14 protein-coding genes are annotated in these 17,219 nt (G+C 67.5%); 6 read left to right on the top strand and 8 right to left on the bottom strand.

What is annotated here, in order from left to right; genetic code table 11:
• Window positions 1–120 precede the first annotated feature (120 nt).
• Window positions 121–918 carry an IclR family transcriptional regulator gene (locus IG171_RS14715; protein ID WP_212128121.1) on the bottom strand — a complete coding sequence of 266 codons (798 nt, stop codon included), beginning with the start codon at window positions 916–918 and terminating at the stop codon, window positions 121–123.
• 120 nt (window positions 919–1,038) lie between these two features.
• On the opposite strand from IG171_RS14715, the gene IG171_RS14710 reads away from it, so the two are divergent.
• Window positions 1,039–1,788 (top strand): IclR family transcriptional regulator, encoded by a 750-nt coding sequence (locus IG171_RS14710; RefSeq protein ID WP_212128120.1) that lies wholly within the window; start codon window positions 1,039–1,041, stop codon window positions 1,786–1,788.
• Between the two features lie 118 nt (window positions 1,789–1,906).
• Here IG171_RS14710 and IG171_RS14705 read toward each other — a convergent pair whose 3' ends face one another.
• The gene (locus tag IG171_RS14705) at window positions 1,907–2,767 is read right to left on the bottom strand and encodes a methylenetetrahydrofolate reductase (RefSeq protein ID WP_212128119.1); all 861 of its coding nucleotides are present in this window, start codon (window positions 2,765–2,767) and stop codon (window positions 1,907–1,909) included.
• 143 nt (window positions 2,768–2,910) lie between these two features.
• Here IG171_RS14705 and IG171_RS14700 point away from each other — a divergent pair, with 143 nt between their 5' ends.
• Window positions 2,911–4,215: a glycine cleavage T C-terminal barrel domain-containing protein gene (locus IG171_RS14700; protein ID WP_212128118.1), complete on the top strand. Its 1,305-nt coding sequence runs from the start codon at window positions 2,911–2,913 to the stop codon at window positions 4,213–4,215.
• Window positions 4,216–4,743: 528 nt separating this feature from the next.
• Here the strand turns inward: IG171_RS14700 and IG171_RS14695 are convergent.
• From IG171_RS14695 to IG171_RS14680, 4 genes are all read right to left on the bottom strand, one after another.
• A complete protein-coding gene (locus IG171_RS14695) occupies window positions 4,744–6,195 on the bottom strand; it encodes an APC family permease (RefSeq protein WP_212128117.1) in 1,452 nt (483 codons plus the stop codon).
• Between the two features lie 299 nt (window positions 6,196–6,494).
• Window positions 6,495–6,791, bottom strand: a complete 297-nt coding sequence (locus IG171_RS14690; RefSeq protein ID WP_212128116.1) for an antibiotic biosynthesis monooxygenase — start codon at window positions 6,789–6,791, stop codon at window positions 6,495–6,497.
• A 335-nt stretch (window positions 6,792–7,126) separates the two neighbouring features.
• On the bottom strand, window positions 7,127–7,924 hold the full coding sequence (locus IG171_RS14685) for a hypothetical protein (RefSeq protein ID WP_212128115.1): 798 nt from the start codon (window positions 7,922–7,924) through the stop codon (window positions 7,127–7,129).
• Window positions 7,921–8,961 carry an ATP-binding cassette domain-containing protein gene (locus IG171_RS14680; RefSeq protein ID WP_212128114.1) on the bottom strand — a complete coding sequence of 347 codons (1,041 nt, stop codon included), beginning with the start codon at window positions 8,959–8,961 and terminating at the stop codon, window positions 7,921–7,923. The genes IG171_RS14685 and IG171_RS14680 overlap by 4 nt, the downstream gene beginning before the upstream one ends.
• Before the next feature lie 44 nt (window positions 8,962–9,005).
• Between IG171_RS14680 and IG171_RS14675 the strand changes: the two genes are divergently transcribed.
• Window positions 9,006–9,707, top strand: coding sequence for a TetR/AcrR family transcriptional regulator (locus IG171_RS14675; protein WP_212128113.1), 702 nt, complete (start codon window positions 9,006–9,008; stop codon window positions 9,705–9,707).
• Window positions 9,708–9,832: 125 nt separating this feature from the next.
• On the opposite strand, the gene IG171_RS14670 is transcribed toward IG171_RS14675, so the two are convergent.
• Window positions 9,833–11,107 carry a site-specific DNA-methyltransferase gene (locus IG171_RS14670; protein WP_212128112.1) on the bottom strand — a complete coding sequence of 425 codons (1,275 nt, stop codon included), beginning with the start codon at window positions 11,105–11,107 and terminating at the stop codon, window positions 9,833–9,835.
• Between the two features lie 37 nt (window positions 11,108–11,144).
• On the opposite strand from IG171_RS14670, the gene IG171_RS14665 reads away from it, so the two are divergent.
• Window positions 11,145–12,761, top strand: a complete 1,617-nt coding sequence (locus IG171_RS14665; protein WP_249203725.1) for an FAD-dependent oxidoreductase — start codon at window positions 11,145–11,147, stop codon at window positions 12,759–12,761.
• Window positions 12,758–14,119 (top strand): alpha/beta hydrolase-fold protein, encoded by a 1,362-nt coding sequence (locus IG171_RS14660; RefSeq protein ID WP_212128111.1) that lies wholly within the window; start codon window positions 12,758–12,760, stop codon window positions 14,117–14,119. Before IG171_RS14665 ends, IG171_RS14660 begins: the two co-directional genes overlap by 4 nt.
• On the opposite strand, the gene IG171_RS14655 is transcribed toward IG171_RS14660, so the two are convergent.
• Window positions 14,107–15,558: an XRE family transcriptional regulator gene (locus IG171_RS14655; protein ID WP_249203724.1), complete on the bottom strand. Its 1,452-nt coding sequence runs from the start codon at window positions 15,556–15,558 to the stop codon at window positions 14,107–14,109. The genes IG171_RS14660 and IG171_RS14655 overlap by 13 nt on opposite strands.
• A 176-nt stretch (window positions 15,559–15,734) precedes the next feature.
• On the opposite strand from IG171_RS14655, the gene aceA reads away from it, so the two are divergent.
• The gene (gene aceA / locus IG171_RS14650; protein ID WP_212128110.1) at window positions 15,735–17,030 is read left to right on the top strand and encodes an isocitrate lyase; all 1,296 of its coding nucleotides are present in this window, start codon (window positions 15,735–15,737) and stop codon (window positions 17,028–17,030) included.
• The last annotated feature ends 189 nt before the right edge of the window (window positions 17,031–17,219 follow it).

Raw genomic sequence — 17,219 nt, 5'->3', positions numbered from 1 at the left:
CAGGCTCCTCTCTGAAGGCTTCTTCGCCTTGCACTGTTGCCTATCGAGCAACTGGGTGCGCGATGCGGAACTTTGTACCATGATCGTCCCCCTGCGAGACGGGCGTGTCAAGGGGTCGAGTCAGTGTTCGCGCCAGCCGAGCCTGGCGGAGATGTCGGCGGCCGCCGACATGAGCAGGTCCCGGGCCGAGCGGGCCTTGACCTCGGTGAAGCGGAAGCTCGGGCCGGAGGCCGAGATCGAGGCGATGACATCGCCGTGGGCGTTGCGCACGGGAGCCGAGACGGCGGTGAGCCCGACCTCGAGCTCATCGATGACGAGCGAGGACCCGGTCGCGGCCACCTCGGCGACCTGGGTGAGCAGCTGCGGGATCGAGGTCACGGTGTGCGGGGTGAAGCGCGGCAGCTTCGCGGCCAGGGTCGAGCGGATGCTGTCCTCGCTCAGCCCGGAGAGCAGGACCTTGCCGTTGGAGGTCGCGTGCAGGGGGATGCGCTGGCCGACCCAGTTGTGGCTCTGCACCGAGGCGGTGGATGCGGCCTGGTCGAGGTAGAGGGCGGCGCCGTCGGAGAGGACGGCGACGTTGATGGTCTCGCCGGTCTCCTCGGCGAGCATCTTCGCGATCGGTCGGGCCTCCTGGACGATGTCCAGCCGGGCGGTCGTCGCCCCGGCCAGGCGGAGGATGGACAGGCCCAGACGGTACTTGCCCCGATGCTGGTCCTGCTCGACGAGACCGCGGGCCTCGAGGGTCGAGACGATGCGTGAAGCGGTCGACTTGTGCACCTCGAGTTCGCCGGCGATCTCGGTGATTCCCGCTTGCCCGGTGCGGGCGATGATCTCGAGGATCGTCACGGCCCGGTCGACGGACTGGACGGCCCCGGAGGCCGGATGGGCCGCCTCGGAGACGGGCTCGCTGTTGCTCATTTCGAAACTGTAACGCACATGGCACAACCCGACCAGAGGTGCGAGTGTGTGCGGTAGGGTGAGTGCGGTTGGTGGGCCGTGGGGGCGCCGACCGTATTTTCCCCGACGGAGCTGAGCACGATGAGCAATGGGACCCAGTCGATAGACCGGGCAGCCGAGATACTGTCGCTGGTCGTCAGGGCCGACGACCCGATCTCCTACACCGAAGTGGTCGAAGCGACCGAACTGGCCCGTTCGACGGCTTCACGGCTGCTGTCGGCCCTCGAGCGCAACGGGCTGGTCGAGCGCGACGGCGACGGCCTCTACCGCGGAGGCCCGCTGTTCGCCACCTATGCCTCCCGCTTCGACCGGGTCGAGAACCTCGTCGCCGCCGCCGATCCGACGCTGCAGCGCCTGAGCGAGGAGACGGGCGAGACGGTCAACCTGGCAGTGCCGGGGCCGAACGGTGTCGTGCAGGTCGCGCAGGTCGATTCGACCTTCGTCCTCGGCGCCACGAACTGGGCCGATGTCGAGGTGCCGCCGCACTGCTCGGCGCTGGGCAAGGTCATGTACGCCTTCGATGTCATCCCCCTGCCGACGGGGCGGCTCGAGCGCCGGACCGAACACACTCTGGGTTCGCGCAAGGAGCTGACCGACAACCTCGCCGAGGTGCGCGAGCGCGGCTTCGCCATCGTGCACGAGGAGTTCGAGGTCGGTCTCGACGCCCTGGCCGCGCCGGTGTTCGGCATCGATGGGGACGTGGTCGCGGCCGTCGGCATCTCGGGGCCGACGATGCGCATCGCCGATCACCACGAGAAGCTCGGCCAGCTCCTGTCCGAGGAAGCCGGGCTGCTCTCACGCACGCTCAAGCGCAAGGTCGCCCACCGGTAGGCGACCGGCGGCCCCGCCGCGAGAAGTGGTCGCGATCGGATAGTTTCGGCCGCTGCAGGTGTCCGATTGCGACCAGTTCTCGGGCAGATTCACACGCAGCGACCGAGCAGAGGCTCGTTCACTGCAGGCTGGTGAATTCCTCGGCCCCTCCGAGTGCCGCGACCTGCTTGCGCCGCCAGACCTCGGTGTCCTTGATCTGATTGAACGTGTAGATGTGCAGGCCGGCCACTCCCATGGCAGGATCCTCGAGGACCGGGGCGAGCCGGTCGAGGAACTTCCGCGGGTTGTAGCCGCCGGGTTTGACCATGCGCGTGAAGGTCGCCGTGTTCTTGCGCAGGAACCGCGTGGACTCACCGACGCCGATCTTCGTCGCCACTCGTGCGAGCTTGGTCAGCTCGACCTTGCCGGCGATGCCGAGGATGAGCGGCAGCTCGATGCCCCGCGCCCGCACCCTGGCCGCCCACGAGGCGATCGTCGCCGGGTCGAAGCATAGGTTCGATACGAGGTGCGTGGCATAGTCGCGCTTGTCCCACATGGCTTGGATCAGCACATCATCGGCGATGATCGGATGCGGTTCGGGATAGGCGGCGACGCCGAGGTGCTGGAACGGTGCGGCCATGCTCGACAGGTCGGTCAGAAGATCGAGGGCTCCTGCATATCCGCCGGCAGGGGGAGTGGCGTCGCCGGCGGGGACGAAGACCCGGTCGATGCCCGCCTCGGCGAGTCGATCGACGATCTCGGTCAGCTCGGGTCGACCGTGGACCATCCGGGCGGCGAGGTGTGGCACCGCACGGAAGCCGAGGGCCTGCAGCTGCTCGGCCGTGGACAGGGTCGCCTCGAGGCTCAGTCCCGTCGAGGCGGTGACCGTGATTTCGCGGCCGGGGACGATGTACTCCTCGATGCGATCGACGATTCCCGCCGTCGGCAGCACCTCGTAGCGGGCGGTGCGCAGAAGCGTGAGCAGAGCGGCCTGTGACATCCTCGTCTCCTTCTGGGAGGCCGTTTCAGGAAACTCGGAGTTCGAGTCCCTTGCTTCCCGGTGTCTTCGATCTTACACTCATTATACCCATAATATGGGAATCGAGTTCCATAGTATAAAACTGTGAGGGCAGGGGGAACATCATGGACAACAACGTCCCATCAGTGGACCAAAGCGACAGAGAAGTCCCGATCAACCTACGTCAGTCCGGCCCGACCCCAGTCGAGATGCTCATCGACACCCGCGTCCGCAAGTCCCCGTATTGGGAGCTGTCCATGCAGGCGGGCTGCTGGCGGGCATCGGTCTACAACCGCATGTACCATCCGCGCGGGTACATCCCCCGCGAGGACGGTGGGATGATGGCCGAGTACCAGTCCCTGGTCAGTGACGTGACCTTGTGGAATGTGGCCGTGGAGCGTCAGATCCAGGTCAAGGGCCCCGACGCCGAGGCATTCGTCAACTTCGTCATCACCCGTGACGCGACGAAGATCCCGGTCATGCGAGCCCGCTACGTCATCCTGTGCAACGAGGCCGGTGGCATCCTCAACGACCCGATCCTGCTGCGTGTGGGAGTCGACGAGTTCTGGTTCAGCCTCTCCGACAGCGATCTCATGCTCTGGCTGCAGGGGATCAACGTCGGCCGGCGGTTCGACGTCACGATCCAGGAGATCGACGTCGCACCCGTGCAGGTCCAGGGCCCGAAGTCCGTCGACGTCATCGCCGACCTCGTCGGTGAGGAAGCACGGACGCTGCCGAGCTTCGGACTCATGGAAGCCCAGGTCGGCGGGCGCGACGTCATCATCTCCCAGACCGGGTTCACCGGGGAGAAGGGCTACGAGATCTATCTCAAGGAGGCGACGAAGTACGCCGAGGATATGTGGAACGCCGTCCTCGAGGCCGGCGTGCCCTACAACCTCAAGGTCGTCGCGCCCAGCCACCACCGCAGGATCGCCGCCGGCATCCTCTCCTGGGGGCAGGATATGGATTTCGAGACCTTGCCGTTCCAGGTCAACCTGGCCTACCAGGTGCCTCGGAAGAAGGAGGCCGACTACATCGGCAAGACTCGGCTGGAGGAGGTGCGGGAGCAGATCGAGGCCGGGTTCCCGCCGTATCGGACCCAGCTGGTCGGTCTGCTGGTCGGTGGCAAGCCGATCACGGACTACGCGCCGGACTTCTGGCTCGTCTCCGCCACAGCAGAGGGAGAGCCCGTCGGGTATGTGACCTCGCCGTGGTACTCACCGGAGCTCGAGGCGAACATCGCCATGGCGCATGTGCCCGTCGAGGCGTCGGCGCTGGGCACCGAGTACTGGGTGCACCTGCCCGAACCCTTCGCGGACACGCCGGGAGTCCCGGTGCGCGCCGAGGTGGTCGAGATGCCGTTCCGCCCCAGCGTCAACCCCAGTCAGCGAGAGCGTCTGAAGATGCGCGGCCTCGACGCCGCTGTCTGAAGGCGCCTCGCGCCCCGAGCGCCGACTCTCGTCGAGCGAGGTCTCGTTCCGAGCGCCTTCTCGCTTCGAGAACTGTCTCTTCGAGAGCCGTCTCGCTTCGAGAGTCGAGCGCTTCCCCCGATCCGGGCGCGCCCGACCGACCCGGGCGCGCCCCTCAGGCCGAGCGCGGTCGCTGTTGCCAAGAGCCGGCGGCCGCGTTCGCATGTCCGCACCCGTCATGGGTCGAGCAGCCCTTTGCCGCACCGCTGTCCGCGGCAGCACTCACAATCCGCACCAGCACGACCGTCCCACCACCTGTTCGCCGTAGCACCACTGCCCGTCCGCGGCACTGCCTGCAGTTCGCGGCATCGCCTCCAGGCAGAAATGCACCCCTCACCGTCAGCTGCACCTCACCCCGTTGCAACGGGAGGTGATGCGACCAGCGGTGAGGGGTGCTTGCGTGTCAGCCGGGATCAGGCCGTTCCCAGGGTCATTGCGGCACTGAGATCTCGCCAAGGGCAGTGCTGCAACGAGATCGTGGCGGCGCGCCTACTTCCCGCGCAGGGCTCTGACCTTTGCGAGCAGTTCGCTCTCGGCGCGCGGTCCTGCCTTGATCCCGGTGGGCAGACGGAACATGAAGAAGATGCCGACGAGCAGCCATGCGCCGAACATGACCCAGGATCTCCAATCCAGTTCGGCGGAGAACGGGGTGATCGGCAGATACAGGATGAACAGGATCAGGGTCAGCACCGAGGACGTGGCGCTGATGACCAAGCCGCCTCTTCCCGAGCCGCCGACCCTCAGCGGTCGCTCCATCTCCGGTTCGCGCCGACGCAGGACGAGGAAGCCGACGCTGACGAGGAAGTAGGCGATGACGATCGCCGGCGACCCCGCGTCCGAGATCCAGTTCAGCGCCTTCTCTCCGAGGAACGGGGCGAGAGCGGAGAGGAAGCCGATGAAGATGATGGCATTGACCGGTGTGCGGTAGCGGGGGTGGAGCTTGCCGAACCATCTGGGGATCATGCCGGCGTTGGCCATGGCCCACATCAGCCTCGATGATCCCATGAGGAAGGCATTCCACGAGGTGATGATTCCGGCGAGGCCGCCGGCGATGACCAGCTTGCCCCAGACTGTGGATCCGAACATGGTCGTCAGAGCGTCGGCTGTCACGAGGTCGTGCGAGCCGAGTTGGTCGGCGGGGATCGCCACTGATGTCATGCCGATGACGACGACGTAGAAGACGATCGCCATGACCACAGAGATGACGACGAGTTTGCCGATGTTGCGCGGCGGGATCTTGACCTCTTCGGCCGATTGGGGGATGACGTCGAAGCCGACGAAGAGGAACGGGACGACGGCCATGACGCCGATGAAGCCGGAGGCGCCGCCGGTGAACAGCGGTTGAGCGTTGTCGAGATCGCCGCCGACGAATCCGCCGGCGAGCAGGAGCAGGCCGACGATGAGGAGGAAGGAGACGACGAAGGTCTGCACGAGGGAGGCGAGGCGCACGCCGCGGATGTTGATGAAGGCGATGACGATCGCCGAGACCGTGCCGACCAGAGCCCACGTGAGATAGACGTCGGAGTCAGCGATGGTCCAGAGTTTGACCTTCTCGAGTTCGGGGAACAGGTAGAGAGCGGTCTGCGGCGCGGCGACGGCTTCGAACATGACGACGCTGATGTAGCCGCCCGTGATCGCCCATGAGCCGAACAGTGAGATGCGAGGCCCCAAGGCGCGGATGAGGTAGTTGTGCTCGCCTCCCGCATGGGGCATCGCCGCGACCATCTCGGAGTACACCGTGCCGACGAAGCACATGATGATCCCGCCGATGCCGAAGGCGAGGATCGCGCCCAGCGTGCCGGCTCCGGTGAGCCAGTCGCCGGTGAGGACAACCCAGCCGAAGCCGATCATGGCCCCGAAGCCGATGAACAGGGCATCGAAGGTGCCCAGCGTTCGCACGAAGCCGGGCGCTTTGTCCGTGCCCGTCTGAGACTGACTCATCTTCTGCCTCCCGTCGCCGATGACTAACAGCACAGTAGCAGTTGCGACGGTGTCTGTGGACAGGCAGGGATTCAGGCCAGTGGGGGTCTGGGACCGCTCCTTCCCCTTCGGACTCGCCCGGCGTAGGAAGGTCCCGGCGCAGCCGGGGCTCGGCCGGGGTGCGACACCGAGGTGGGCCGAGGATGCGGGCCGGGTGCGACACCGAGGAGGGCCGAGGACGCGGCCCGGGCGTGGTCTCAGTCCACCTCAGTGGCTCGGCCTTCCTCGGAGCCTCGGCTCGGCCCGGGCGGGGGAGACGGTCAGCCGTCGAGGTCGACGACCTCGAACTCGAGGAGGTTCGCCGATTCGGTGACGGGCTTCTTGCCCATGGACTCGTGTGCGGACTTGCGGTTGGCCCGCCAGTTCTCGAAATCCTCGCGGGTCGCCCACTGGGTGTAGACGAAGTACTGGTCGCCGCCGGCGACGGGGCGCAGCAGCTGGAAGCCCTCGAACCCGGGAGCGTCATCGACGGAGTGCTTGCGCTCGGCGAAGCGCTTCTCGAGCTCGGGACGAGCGGGCTCGGGGACGGTGAGGGCGTTGATGGCGACGACTGACATGGCTGTTCCCTTTCAGAGGAGACTTCGTTGGTCGGCGAGCCCGGACACATGAGAGCAGGCACCACGCGAGGACGTGCGATGCTCGGGGCGAGCATCTCAGCCGTGTCGCGTCGATCGTGCTCTCGACGTGGACGTCGGTCTCATCTCCGAGCCTACGATTCCGACCCGAATGCCACCTGAGGAGTCCAGCAGTCTGCACGCACAGTCTCATTTCCCAAAACTGCCTCATCGCCCGCAACGGGCAGGACGGACTGAGGCAGGTGTGAGCACCGGATCGACGAGGTGACCGATCCTCGCCTTTCGTCGGCAGCTCTGTTCTCGGCTGGTCTCGCGATTCAGAAGTCCTGCCGCCGCAGCCGCCAGACGGCGAAGATCGCTGCACCGGCCACCCACAGCACGAGGAGGACGAGCGCCGGGAGCTCGCCGATGTATTCGGTTCCGTCCACCTCGGCGACGCCGCTGAGACTGTGGACGGCGGCCAAGGGGAGCAGCGGTTGGAGGACCGAGGCCAGGCTCGTCGGAAGCCAGCCCGCCAGCATCGACCCGAGCAGGAACGCGAGCGGAGTCAGGACGCCGCCGGCGACCGACCGGAAGCCGACCGCGCCGAACACCGCGAGGAGCGAGAAGACCACGGGAAGGAGAACGCTGCCGAGTGCCAGACGGACGTGATCGACGCTGCCCGCGACGGTCAGGGCCTGCCCCCAGCCGGTCTGCGCGGCAGCTGCTGCGAGGATGATCCCCGCCGCCGTGACGACAACGGCGGCGAGGATCCCCGCGACTGCGGTGATGACGGCGATCACCAGGGACTTGGCCGCGACGATACGTGATCTGTGACGGGTGCGCAGCAGGCTCTCGGTGATTGCGCCGGTGCGGAATTCGACTCCGGTGAACCATGCTGCGAGGACGACGAGGACTGCTGCGGCGGCGTCGATTCCGAGGACGCTTGTCGACAGCACCTCCTCGGCGGTGGCGGCCGAGAGTGCGGTTCCCCGGGTGGCGGGGAAGGTCAGCACGAGCACCACCGCTGTGGCCGCGGCCGCTGCGATCGTGGTGATCAGCAGCTGCCGCGACCGGGGCAGATCCCGAAGCTTCGCCCACTCGGCGGCAGGCATATTCGACGCGATGGTCGTCATCGCGGTCCCGCTTCCGTCGTGTGCGTCGACGGCGATCCGGTTGCCGGGCGAGTTGCCGGACGGACCGCCGAGCCGGTTGCCGGACAGACTGCCGGGCGGGTTTCCGGGCCGGCTGCCGGGCGGGTGCCGGTCGGGACCGTCAGCGTCATGAAGATGTCTTCGAGGTCGCGTTCCTCCGTGGTGAGTTCGGTGAGCTCGACGCCGAGGCGGACGCAGAGTCCGAAGATCTCGCGCGGTTCGCGCGCGATGATCGCCGCGCAAGTGCCGGTCTCATCGACCTCGACCGCTGCCCCTTCTTTCCACAGGTGGTGGAGGAGGGGGTGCAGGTCCGGTCCCTGCACTCGGATGCGTGCCGCGGATTCCTGCCGCAGCTCTTCCAAGGGGAGATCGGCGATGATCTCACCGTTGCCGATGATGACGACGTGGCCGGCGATGAGTTCCATCTCCCGGAGCAGGTGGCTGGAGAGGAAGACCGTCCTGCCCTGGCCGGCGAAGTCGGCCAGGAGGGCTCTCAGCCAGGTGATTCCCTCGGGATCGAGACCGTTGAGCGGTTCGTCGAGGATGAGCACCTGCGGGTCGGTCAGCAGCGCGGCAGCGATCCCGAGCCGCTGCCGCATGCCCAGGGACAGCTGTGAGACGCGGCGCGACTGCGCGTGAGTCAGGCTCACGAGCTCGAGCATCTCGTCGATCCGGTCGACGGTGGTTGCCGTCGCCTTCGCAATCCAGCCGAGGTGGCCCCGGGCGCTCAGTCCCGGCAGCATGCGGTCGGCACCGAGGAATGCTCCGACCACTCGGCCGGGCTCAACGTGCTCAAGCAGTCGTCGGCCGTCAACGGTCGCGAAGCCGCGGTCGGGGGAGGCGAGTCCGAGGATCATCTGCAGTGTCGTCGACTTGCCGGCTCCGTTGGGGCCGAGGAAACCCGTGACCTGCCCGGGCGGGACGTCGAAGCTGACATCATCGACGACGCGGTGGCCGCCGTAGCTCTTCGACAGCTGCCGAACCGTGATGCCCCCATCACTCAATGGCAGTACGTTCATATTGCAATAGTGATGCAAGTTGATCGTATTGTAAAGTGAGGGGTATGCCGAAGATCGTCGATCATGCTCAGCGTCGCACCGAGATCGTCCACGCCCTCTGGCAGGTTATCTACCTCAGGGGAATCGACGCGGTGTCCTTCCGCTCCGTCGCTGAGGCGGCCGGAATCTCCATCGGCCGTGTGCAGCACTATTTCCCCTCCCGACGTGAGCTCGTCCTCGAAGGCTGCCGACAGATCGCCGCCGGTGCCGAGGCCCCCGAGCCGGGAGATGGTGACGCGAGCGCCGAGGCGGTCGGCGGTGATGCTGGTGCGGAGGGCGACGCGAGCGCCGAGGCGGTCGGCGGTGATGCTGGTGCGGAGGGTGACGCGAGCGCCGAGGAGGGATCTGCTGGGTACGAGCGCGCGATGGACCGCCTGCGAGAGTTCTTCTTTGCGTTCATCCCTGCAGGTGAGGCCATGCGTATCGGGGCGTCCGTGTGGTACACGTACGTCGCCAGGGCCGTGATGGACCGGGAGATCGGTGAGATCATCCGTGCTATCGATCGGGGAACCCTCGACTTGGCCGCTCGTCATTGCCGCAGGGCGGCGGCCGGTGCCGACGATGCCGACATCCGGCGGTGGGCGATGCGGATGATCGCCATGGCGAAGGGGCTGGCGCAGGAGGTCATGCTCGATGAGCGCAGCGCCGCCTCGGCGCGGGAGACCCTCGACGAGGAACTCGCGGGGTTCGAGTCCTGGTGGCGGTGATGCCCGGCCCGGGAACCCAGCCGTTTGTGGTCACTCCGCCGAGGCGAATCCGGAAAATCGGGACAACCGCCTCGGCGGAGTGACCACAAACGCCGCGCAGGAAAGCACTTGAGGCTTGTCGCGGCCTATTCGTCCTCGACGACGTCGAGTCGGGTGAAGCGCAGCCCGGGGGAGTGGATTTCGGCGGCACGACGGATGCGTTCGGCGGTGAGGTCGCTGATCGCGGGGAATTCGGTGTCCTCGGCCCGGCCCTCGTGCGCGCGTGCGCTCCCGCTTTCCTCGGCCTGGCTGCCGTCCGCGCGTGCGCTCCCGCCCCGCTCGGCGACCACGGCGCGGGCGTTCTTCGACCGCAGCGGCTCCGGGGTCTGGACGAGCACGAACGACCGTGACCCGCCGTCCCGCTCGTTGGCCTCCATCACTGCCTGCGCCGTGGTCCCGGAGCCGGCGAAGAAGTCGAGGACGATGGCCTCGGGGTCGAAGAACGTCTGCGAGGTCACGAGCGCCTTGACCAGCTCGACCGGCTTCGGATAGCTGAACACTCCGCCCAGGCCCAGCGGCTCGAGGTCGTTCTGCCCGCCGAGTGCCTTGATGATCGAGTACATCTTCGAACTCGCCTTCTCCGCCGGCGTCACCCGCACCACCGCGTGCTTGCCCGCATCGCCCCAGGGCCGCAGGATGTATTCGCCCGCGGCCAGCTTCGCGTCCACCTCGGCGAGCTTCTTCGCCCCCTTGACCGCGAGGATGTCCTCGTACATCAGCCGCCGCTCGGACCCGCGCGCGTACCGACCGAATCCGGCCCGCAGCACATCGGTCTCCACGAGCATCCGCCTGCCGTCGATGATCTCGAGTTTGGCCGGTGACTTCTTCTCCGTCAGGAACGGCCCCACCCGGTTCGCGTCCCGCCCCCAGACGTGGACGTAGTCGTGCCCGCGCACGAAGGACGGCGCATTGCCCCCGCCCTTGGCGCGCTGATGGATGAGCGTGCCCAGCGAATTGTCCTCGCCGAAGATCTCGTGGCCGAGCAGCTGCGCCCACGCGCTCTCCTTGTCATCGAGGTGGAGGAAGAGCACCCCGTCGTCGCGCATGAGTTCGCGGGCGAGCAGCAGCCTCGGCGCCATGAAGGACAGCCAACTGGCGTGATCGTGCCCATGGTCCTTGTACGTGTGCGCATTGCCCGTGTTGTAGGGCGGATCGATGTAGACGACCTTGACGCGCCGGCGGTGCGTGGCCAGCATCGCGGTCAGCGCTGGCAGATTATCCCCGACGACCAGCAGGTTCTCGCGCGGGTCGGGCAGATAGGGCGTGCTCCCGTCGCCGAGGCGCGTCTGCGGCCCGTCGAGGAGGCGACGACCGAGGGCGAAGGCCCGGGCTTTGCCCGGCCAATCCAAGACGGTCGTCATGCTTCTCCTTCATCCCGAACGGTGCCAAGATTGCTGTATGAGTATTTCACGAGTGGCCGTCGTCGGTGCCGGTGTCCTCGGCGTCGCCGCAGCCCGCGAAGTCACGAACAGGCTCCCGGCTGCCGAGGTCACCGTCTTCGACAAGGCCGAGACCGTCGCCGCGCACCAGAGCGGACACACCTCCGGCATCGTCGACTCCGGGCTCGAACAGACGCCCGGTTCCACCGCGGCCGCGCTCGCCCGCCGAGGTGTGCAGCTGCTCATCCCCTATATGGCCGAACGCGGCGTCGCCTACCGGGAGTGCGGGCAGCTGCTGATCGCCCAGGACACCGACGAGGCGGAGCGGCTCGAACAGCTCTTCGCCCAGGCCGAGGACAATGGGATCCCCGGGGTGCGACTGCTCGAAAGGCAGGAGGTCCGCGCTGTCGAACCCGCGGCCAGAGGCGTCCTCGGGCTGTTCTCACCCCATGCCGCCGTCGCGGACTTCGCGGCGCTGACCGAAGAGCTCGCCTCCGATGTGCGCGCCGACGGAGGCAGGATTCGCCTGAGCACCGAGGTGACCGGATTCGACGTCATGAGCAATGAGGTCCGGCTGCGCGGACGCACGCTGCCGGCGGCGTCCGGTCCCGAAGAGCGGGGTGCGGACTCCGGTCCCGATGATCAGGACGCGGACTCCGGTGAGGGAGCCGGGCCCGGCCGAGGAGCCGACGCCGACGGCGCGGGTGAGCGTGAGCATCAGGGATACGAACGGCCTCGGACCTACCGGGGGAACGAGACCCGGGACCCGGTCATCGGCCTCGGCGATGAGCTGCGCGATCGCTTCGGTGAGCAGGACTGGTTCAAACAGGCCGAGACGACGATCGGCGAATGGACGGAGAAGCTGACGAGCTCATGGTCGCGCGGTTCGGACACGCGCGGCCCCGCCCGCCCGCAGGAACGAGGCTCGACCCACAACGACCGCGACCCCGGCCAGCCGCACACTCGTGGCCCGGCCCGCGAGGAGCCCTCGGCCGAGGAGATCCTGGGCACCTTCGACCTCGTCATCGTCTGCGCCGGCCTGCAGGCCGACCGGCTCGCGACCGCCGCCGGACTGGATGCGCAGCCGCGGATCGTGCCGTTCACCTGCGACTACTACACGGCGTCGACGACCGGCGCCGAGGCGGTCCGCGGCATCATCGGCTCCGTGCCCGACCCGCTGGCGCCCTTCGCCGAAACCTCGATCATCCGCGGCCTCGACGATTCGCTCGTCCTGGGCCCCAACACCTTCGTCGCCCTCGGCCGGGAGGCCTATGAACGCCGCGGATTCGACCTCGGCGACATCGGGTCGACCGCCCGGTTCAAGGGGTTCTGGAAGTTCGCCGCGCAGACCGCGAAGACGGCCGCCCGCGGGGTGAAGACCGTGGTGAGCAAGTCCGCCTTCGTCGACGGGGTGCGCAGATTCGTGCCCGAACTCGACGCCGAATCCATTGAGCAGGGACCCCGCGGAGTCCGTGCGCAGGCGATGAACGATGACGGCGAGCTCATCGACGATCTGAAGACGACCACGCGCGGCAGGCTGACCGTGGTCAGGGCCGTCCCGAAGTGGGGAGCCACCTCGGCGCTGGCCATCGCCGAGGCCGTCGTCGACCAGGCCGTGGACGGCTTCACCCGATGAACGGGCACGGGCAGACGGGCGAGACAACCGAGCTGTGCACATGGACCCTCGACGCCGAGCGCGACCTGTGGAGACTGGGCATCGTCGTGGCCGAAGAGGACATTCCCACCGACCGTCGACCCGGGGACGGGCAGTCCCTGTTCGCCGACCTCAACGGCATCGCCGGCCGCACCGACGTCGCCCGCGGGATCATGACCCGTTACGAGGGCCCGAGCGGCGGCGGATTCGCGATCGACCTCGACGTGCCCCGCGGGTTCCGCGGCGGCCTCCACTTCATGGCCGTGCCCGCGGGACTGCAGTCCGCCGACCGGCCCACCTGGCTCGCGGCACTCGAAGGATCGTTCGTCCCGACCCGCCATCCCGGCCTGTCGACGGTGCGCAATATGCACGGCATCGCCACCCTCGCCGTCGCCGCCCCCGACGCCCCACCGCCCGTTTGGGCCCCGCCCGAGGCCCCACCGCGCATCGACGGCGGTCGGCTGCCCTGGACCTCCGGTCCCGAAATCGGCTCCGACGACGTCGCAGAGCGCATCGTCACCCTCGATTCCTCGCCGAGGCGGATCTGGATCCACCGTCCGAACCGGGCGGTCGCCTCGGCGCCGGTGCTCGTCGTCTTCGACGGACGAGGATTCGTCGACGGCGGACTGCTGGCAGCGATCGACGAATTCGACTCTCCGCCCTCGACCGTCATCGCGATCGACCACGAGCACGCCGAGACCGAGGTTGCCGACGCTGGCCCGGGCACCGCCGAGGTTCCCGACGGCGAATCGCGAGCCCCCGCCCCGAACGCGGGGGATGCGAGGACCGGGAGTCCGCGACCGCCCGCTCCGAGCGCGGGCAATCTGCGTGCGGACGATCTCGTGATGAATCCGGACTTCTGCGACGACGTGCTCGACCTTGTCGCAAGCATCGCGCCCGACCGCGGAGTCCGGGCCCTCGTCGCCGGAGCCTCCTACGGCGGGTTGGCCGCGGCCTACTTCGCGCTGCGCCATCCGCAGCGCTTCCGCGGGATCTGCCTGTCCCCGTCGTTCTGGCAGACCGACGCCGCCGGGCGCAGAATCTGGGACCACCTGCCCGATGCGGACTCCACTGACGCGACCGTGCCGGACCTCGTCATCGACTACGGCGTCCTGGAACCGGTGATCGCGGATTCGGTCGCCGAGACGATCGCCGAGTTCGCCGACCGCGGACTTGAGGTCGAGGCCCGGTCATTCGTGGGCGGGCACGAATACCTGTGGTGGCGCGATCTCCTGCTCGGCCGCCTCCGCGAGGCCCTCGGTCACGGAGCTCCCGCGTCTCTTCGCCGAGGAGAGCCCACGCCGCTCGGTCACGGAACCCCCGCGTCTCAGTCCGAGTGACGTTCGAGGAATTCGTAGACCTCGGTGTCGTCGACGCCGGGCACCGCACCCGGCGGCACCGCGGCCAGCAGCGAGGCGTGCATCCGCGCCGAAGGCAGCGCCTGGTCCTCCCACTTCGCCGCCAGGTCGGCCGGCGCCTGCCGGCAGCAGGCCGGATCGGGGCACTCGGACTTCGACCGGATCTGTGACTCCCTGCCCTCGAACCAGCGCACATGGGCGAACGGCACTCCGACGCTGATGGCGAAGTCGCCTCCGGGCAGCACGCGGGCGGTGCACCAGAACGAGCCCTGCGGAGTGTCGGTGTACTGGTAGTACGGGCTGAACCGGTCGGCGACGCGGAAGACCGTGCGTGAGGTGAAGCGCTTGCACGCGAACTGCCCCTCGATCGCGCCGAGCGGATCGGTGGGGAAGGGCAGACCGTCGTTCGAGTACGCCTTGTGGATCGTGCCGGAGTTGTGGACCTTCATGAAGTGGACGGGCAGACCGAGGTGCTCGGTGGCGAGGTTCGTGAACCGGTGCGCGGCCATCTCGTAGCCGACACTGAACATATCGCGCAGATGCTCGACGGAGAGCACGCGCTTCCTCTTCTCCTCCTCGAGCATCGGCACGGCCGTCGATTCGGGCAGCAGGATCGCCGCGGCCAGATAGTTCGCCTCGACGCGCTGCTGGAGGAACTCGTGGAAGTCCTTCGGCGAGTCGTAGCCGAGCACGTGCGGGGCCAGACTCATCAGCAGGTGGGAGCGCGGGTCGAAGGCCGCATCGGCGTTGGGCAGGTAGAGCCGCTTGTTCGCGGTGTCCGAGATCGACCGGGTCGATTCCGGCAGATCCGAGACGTAGTGGAGGCTGAAACCGAGCTTCTCGGCGATGAGCGCTGTCTGCCGCTGCGAGACCGTGCCCGATTCGTAGCCGACGAGGTCGAGCAGCTCGGCGGCGGTGGACTCGAGCTCGGCGAAGTAGTTGTTCTTCTCCCGCATCCGGTCCCGCAGCTCGCGATTGGCCCGGCGCGCCTCCTCGGGGGTGGCCGCACGGCGTTCGAGGACCTCACCGAGCTGGCGCTGCAGCCCCACGATCGCCTCGAGCGCATCGGACGGCAGGGATTTGATGCGTACCTGCGGCAGCCCCAGGGAAGAGTACATGGGCGAGGCCTGATTGCGTTCGGCCTCGAGTTCGAGGGCCTGACGGTCGTCGATCGGGGTGGGGTCGATGAGGTCGGCGACATCGGTCCTCAGCGCCTTGGCGATCGTGGCCAGGAGCGTGACAGAAGTTTCTCTCTTGCCGTTCTCGATCGTCGAGATCTGCGAGGCCGCACGCCCCACTTCCTGCCCCAGCTCGTTCAGCGTCAGACCCCGCTGTTTGCGAAAAAATCGTATTCTTCTGCCGATGCTCAGAGTATCCGTCTGCTGCTCGCCGCTCTCGACTTCCGCTTCGATGCTGACCAAGGCCGCTCCAATCGGTTCTGTGTGCCAGTTCACTTTCGTGCAAACCAGTATGACAGAAGCGCGAATTTTCTTGAACCGGAAATATCGAGGTTATTCATCAGAAAATCCCCTACCACAGCTCTTGCGGCCCCCACAGAATGAATACATCAACCCCGAACGACGAGGAGAGAAGGACAATGACTGAGACCACCACGCAGAGCAACCTGCACGATGCTGAGGCCATCCGCCGCGACTGGGCGACCAACGCCCGCTGGTCGGGAATCGCTCGTGACTACGAGCCCGAGGATGTCGTCAAACTGCGCGGTTCGCTGATCGAGGAGCACACGCTGGCCCGCCACGGTGCCGAGCGGCTCTGGGATCTCATCAACACCGAGGACTACGTCAACGCCCTCGGCGCGCTGACCGGCAACCAGGCCGTCGAGCAGGTCAAGGCCGGGCTCAAGGCCATCTACCTCTCCGGCTGGCAGGTCGCCGCCGATGCCAACGCCGCCGGCCAGACCTACCCGGACCAGTCGATCTACCCGGCCAACTCGGTGCCGCAGGTCGTGCGTCGGATCAACAACGCGCTCATGCGCGCCGACCAGATCGAGACCTCCGAGGGACAGAAGAACGTCGACGACTGGTTCGCCCCGATCGTCGCCGACGCCGAGGCGGGCTTCGGCGGCACGCTGAACGTCTACGAGCTCATGCGCTCGATGATCGCCTCCGGTGCGGCCGGCGTCCACTTCGAGGACCAGCTCGGCTCCGAGAAGAAGTGCGGCCACCTCGGCGGCAAGGTCCTGGTTCCGACCTCGCAGCACATCCGCACCCTGAACGCGGCCCGGCTGGCTGCCGATGTCGAGAACGTGCCCAGCCTCGTCATCGCCCGCACCGACGCCGAGGCGGCCACGCTGATGACCTCGGACATCGACGAGCGCGATCAGCGCTTCGTCACCGGTGAGCGCACCGCCGAGGGCTTCTACAAGATCACCAACGGCATCGAGGCCGGCATCGCCCGCGGTCTGTCCTACGCTCCCTACGCGGATCTGCTGTGGATGGAGACCTCGACACCCGACCTCGAGGCGGCCAAGCAGTTCGCCGAGGCGATCAAGGCCGAGCACCCGGACCAGATGCTGGCCTACAACTGCTCGCCGTCGTTCAACTGGCGCAAGCACCTCGACGACTCGACCATCGCGAAGTTCCAGCGCGAGCTCGGAGCCATGGGCTACAAGTTCCAGTTCATCACCCTGGCCGGCTTCCACGCGCTCAACTACTCGATGTTCGATCTGGCTCACGGCTACGCCCGCGAGCAGATGAAGGCCTACGTCGACCTGCAGGAGCGCGAGTTCGCCGCTGAGGAGCGCGGATACACCGCGACCCGCCACCAGCGCGAGGTCGGCACCGGATACTTCGACCTGGTCTCGACCGCGGTCAACCCGGACTCGTCGACCACCGCACTGGAAGGCTCCACCGAAACCGCTCAGTTCAGCTGAGCCGACCGGCCGCGGCACGCGCCTTCCCGGCACGTCCTCGGCCCCCACGGACTCGGCGCGGATCGTCAATGTTTTCACGGGGTTTGCATTGTCGGTCCGCGCCGTCACACCACACACGACTGAATGAACCCCGGTCGGGATCCGATCCCGGACCCAGCACCGCACTCGGCGGCCCGCCGGGCACACAGA

It is taken from the genome of Brevibacterium sp. SMBL_HHYL_HB1 (assembly GCF_018208375.1).
Lineage (GTDB): Bacteria > Actinomycetota > Actinomycetes > Actinomycetales > Brevibacteriaceae > Brevibacterium > Brevibacterium intestinavium.
Note: the sequence above shows the minus strand (reverse complement) of the source record. Positions and strands in the feature narration are given on the sequence as shown.

Coding starts and splice junctions, on each gene's coding strand:
- IG171_RS14715 (WP_212128121.1), bottom strand. CDS start 918: ATGAGCAACAGCGAGCCCGTCTCCGAGGCGGCCCATCCGGCCTCCGGG.
- IG171_RS14710 (WP_212128120.1), top strand. CDS start 1,039: ATGAGCAATGGGACCCAGTCGATAGACCGGGCAGCCGAGATACTGTCG.
- IG171_RS14705 (WP_212128119.1), bottom strand. CDS start 2,767: ATGTCACAGGCCGCTCTGCTCACGCTTCTGCGCACCGCCCGCTACGAG.
- IG171_RS14700 (WP_212128118.1), top strand. CDS start 2,911: ATGGACAACAACGTCCCATCAGTGGACCAAAGCGACAGAGAAGTCCCG.
- IG171_RS14695 (WP_212128117.1), bottom strand. CDS start 6,195: ATGAGTCAGTCTCAGACGGGCACGGACAAAGCGCCCGGCTTCGTGCGA.
- IG171_RS14690 (WP_212128116.1), bottom strand. CDS start 6,791: ATGTCAGTCGTCGCCATCAACGCCCTCACCGTCCCCGAGCCCGCTCGT.
- IG171_RS14685 (WP_212128115.1), bottom strand. CDS start 7,924: ATGACGACCATCGCGTCGAATATGCCTGCCGCCGAGTGGGCGAAGCTT.
- IG171_RS14680 (WP_212128114.1), bottom strand. CDS start 8,961: ATGAACGTACTGCCATTGAGTGATGGGGGCATCACGGTTCGGCAGCTG.
- IG171_RS14675 (WP_212128113.1), top strand. CDS start 9,006: ATGCCGAAGATCGTCGATCATGCTCAGCGTCGCACCGAGATCGTCCAC.
- IG171_RS14670 (WP_212128112.1), bottom strand. CDS start 11,107: ATGACGACCGTCTTGGATTGGCCGGGCAAAGCCCGGGCCTTCGCCCTC.
- IG171_RS14665 (WP_249203725.1), top strand. CDS start 11,145: ATGAGTATTTCACGAGTGGCCGTCGTCGGTGCCGGTGTCCTCGGCGTC.
- IG171_RS14660 (WP_212128111.1), top strand. CDS start 12,758: ATGAACGGGCACGGGCAGACGGGCGAGACAACCGAGCTGTGCACATGG.
- aceA (WP_212128110.1), top strand. CDS start 15,735: ATGACTGAGACCACCACGCAGAGCAACCTGCACGATGCTGAGGCCATC.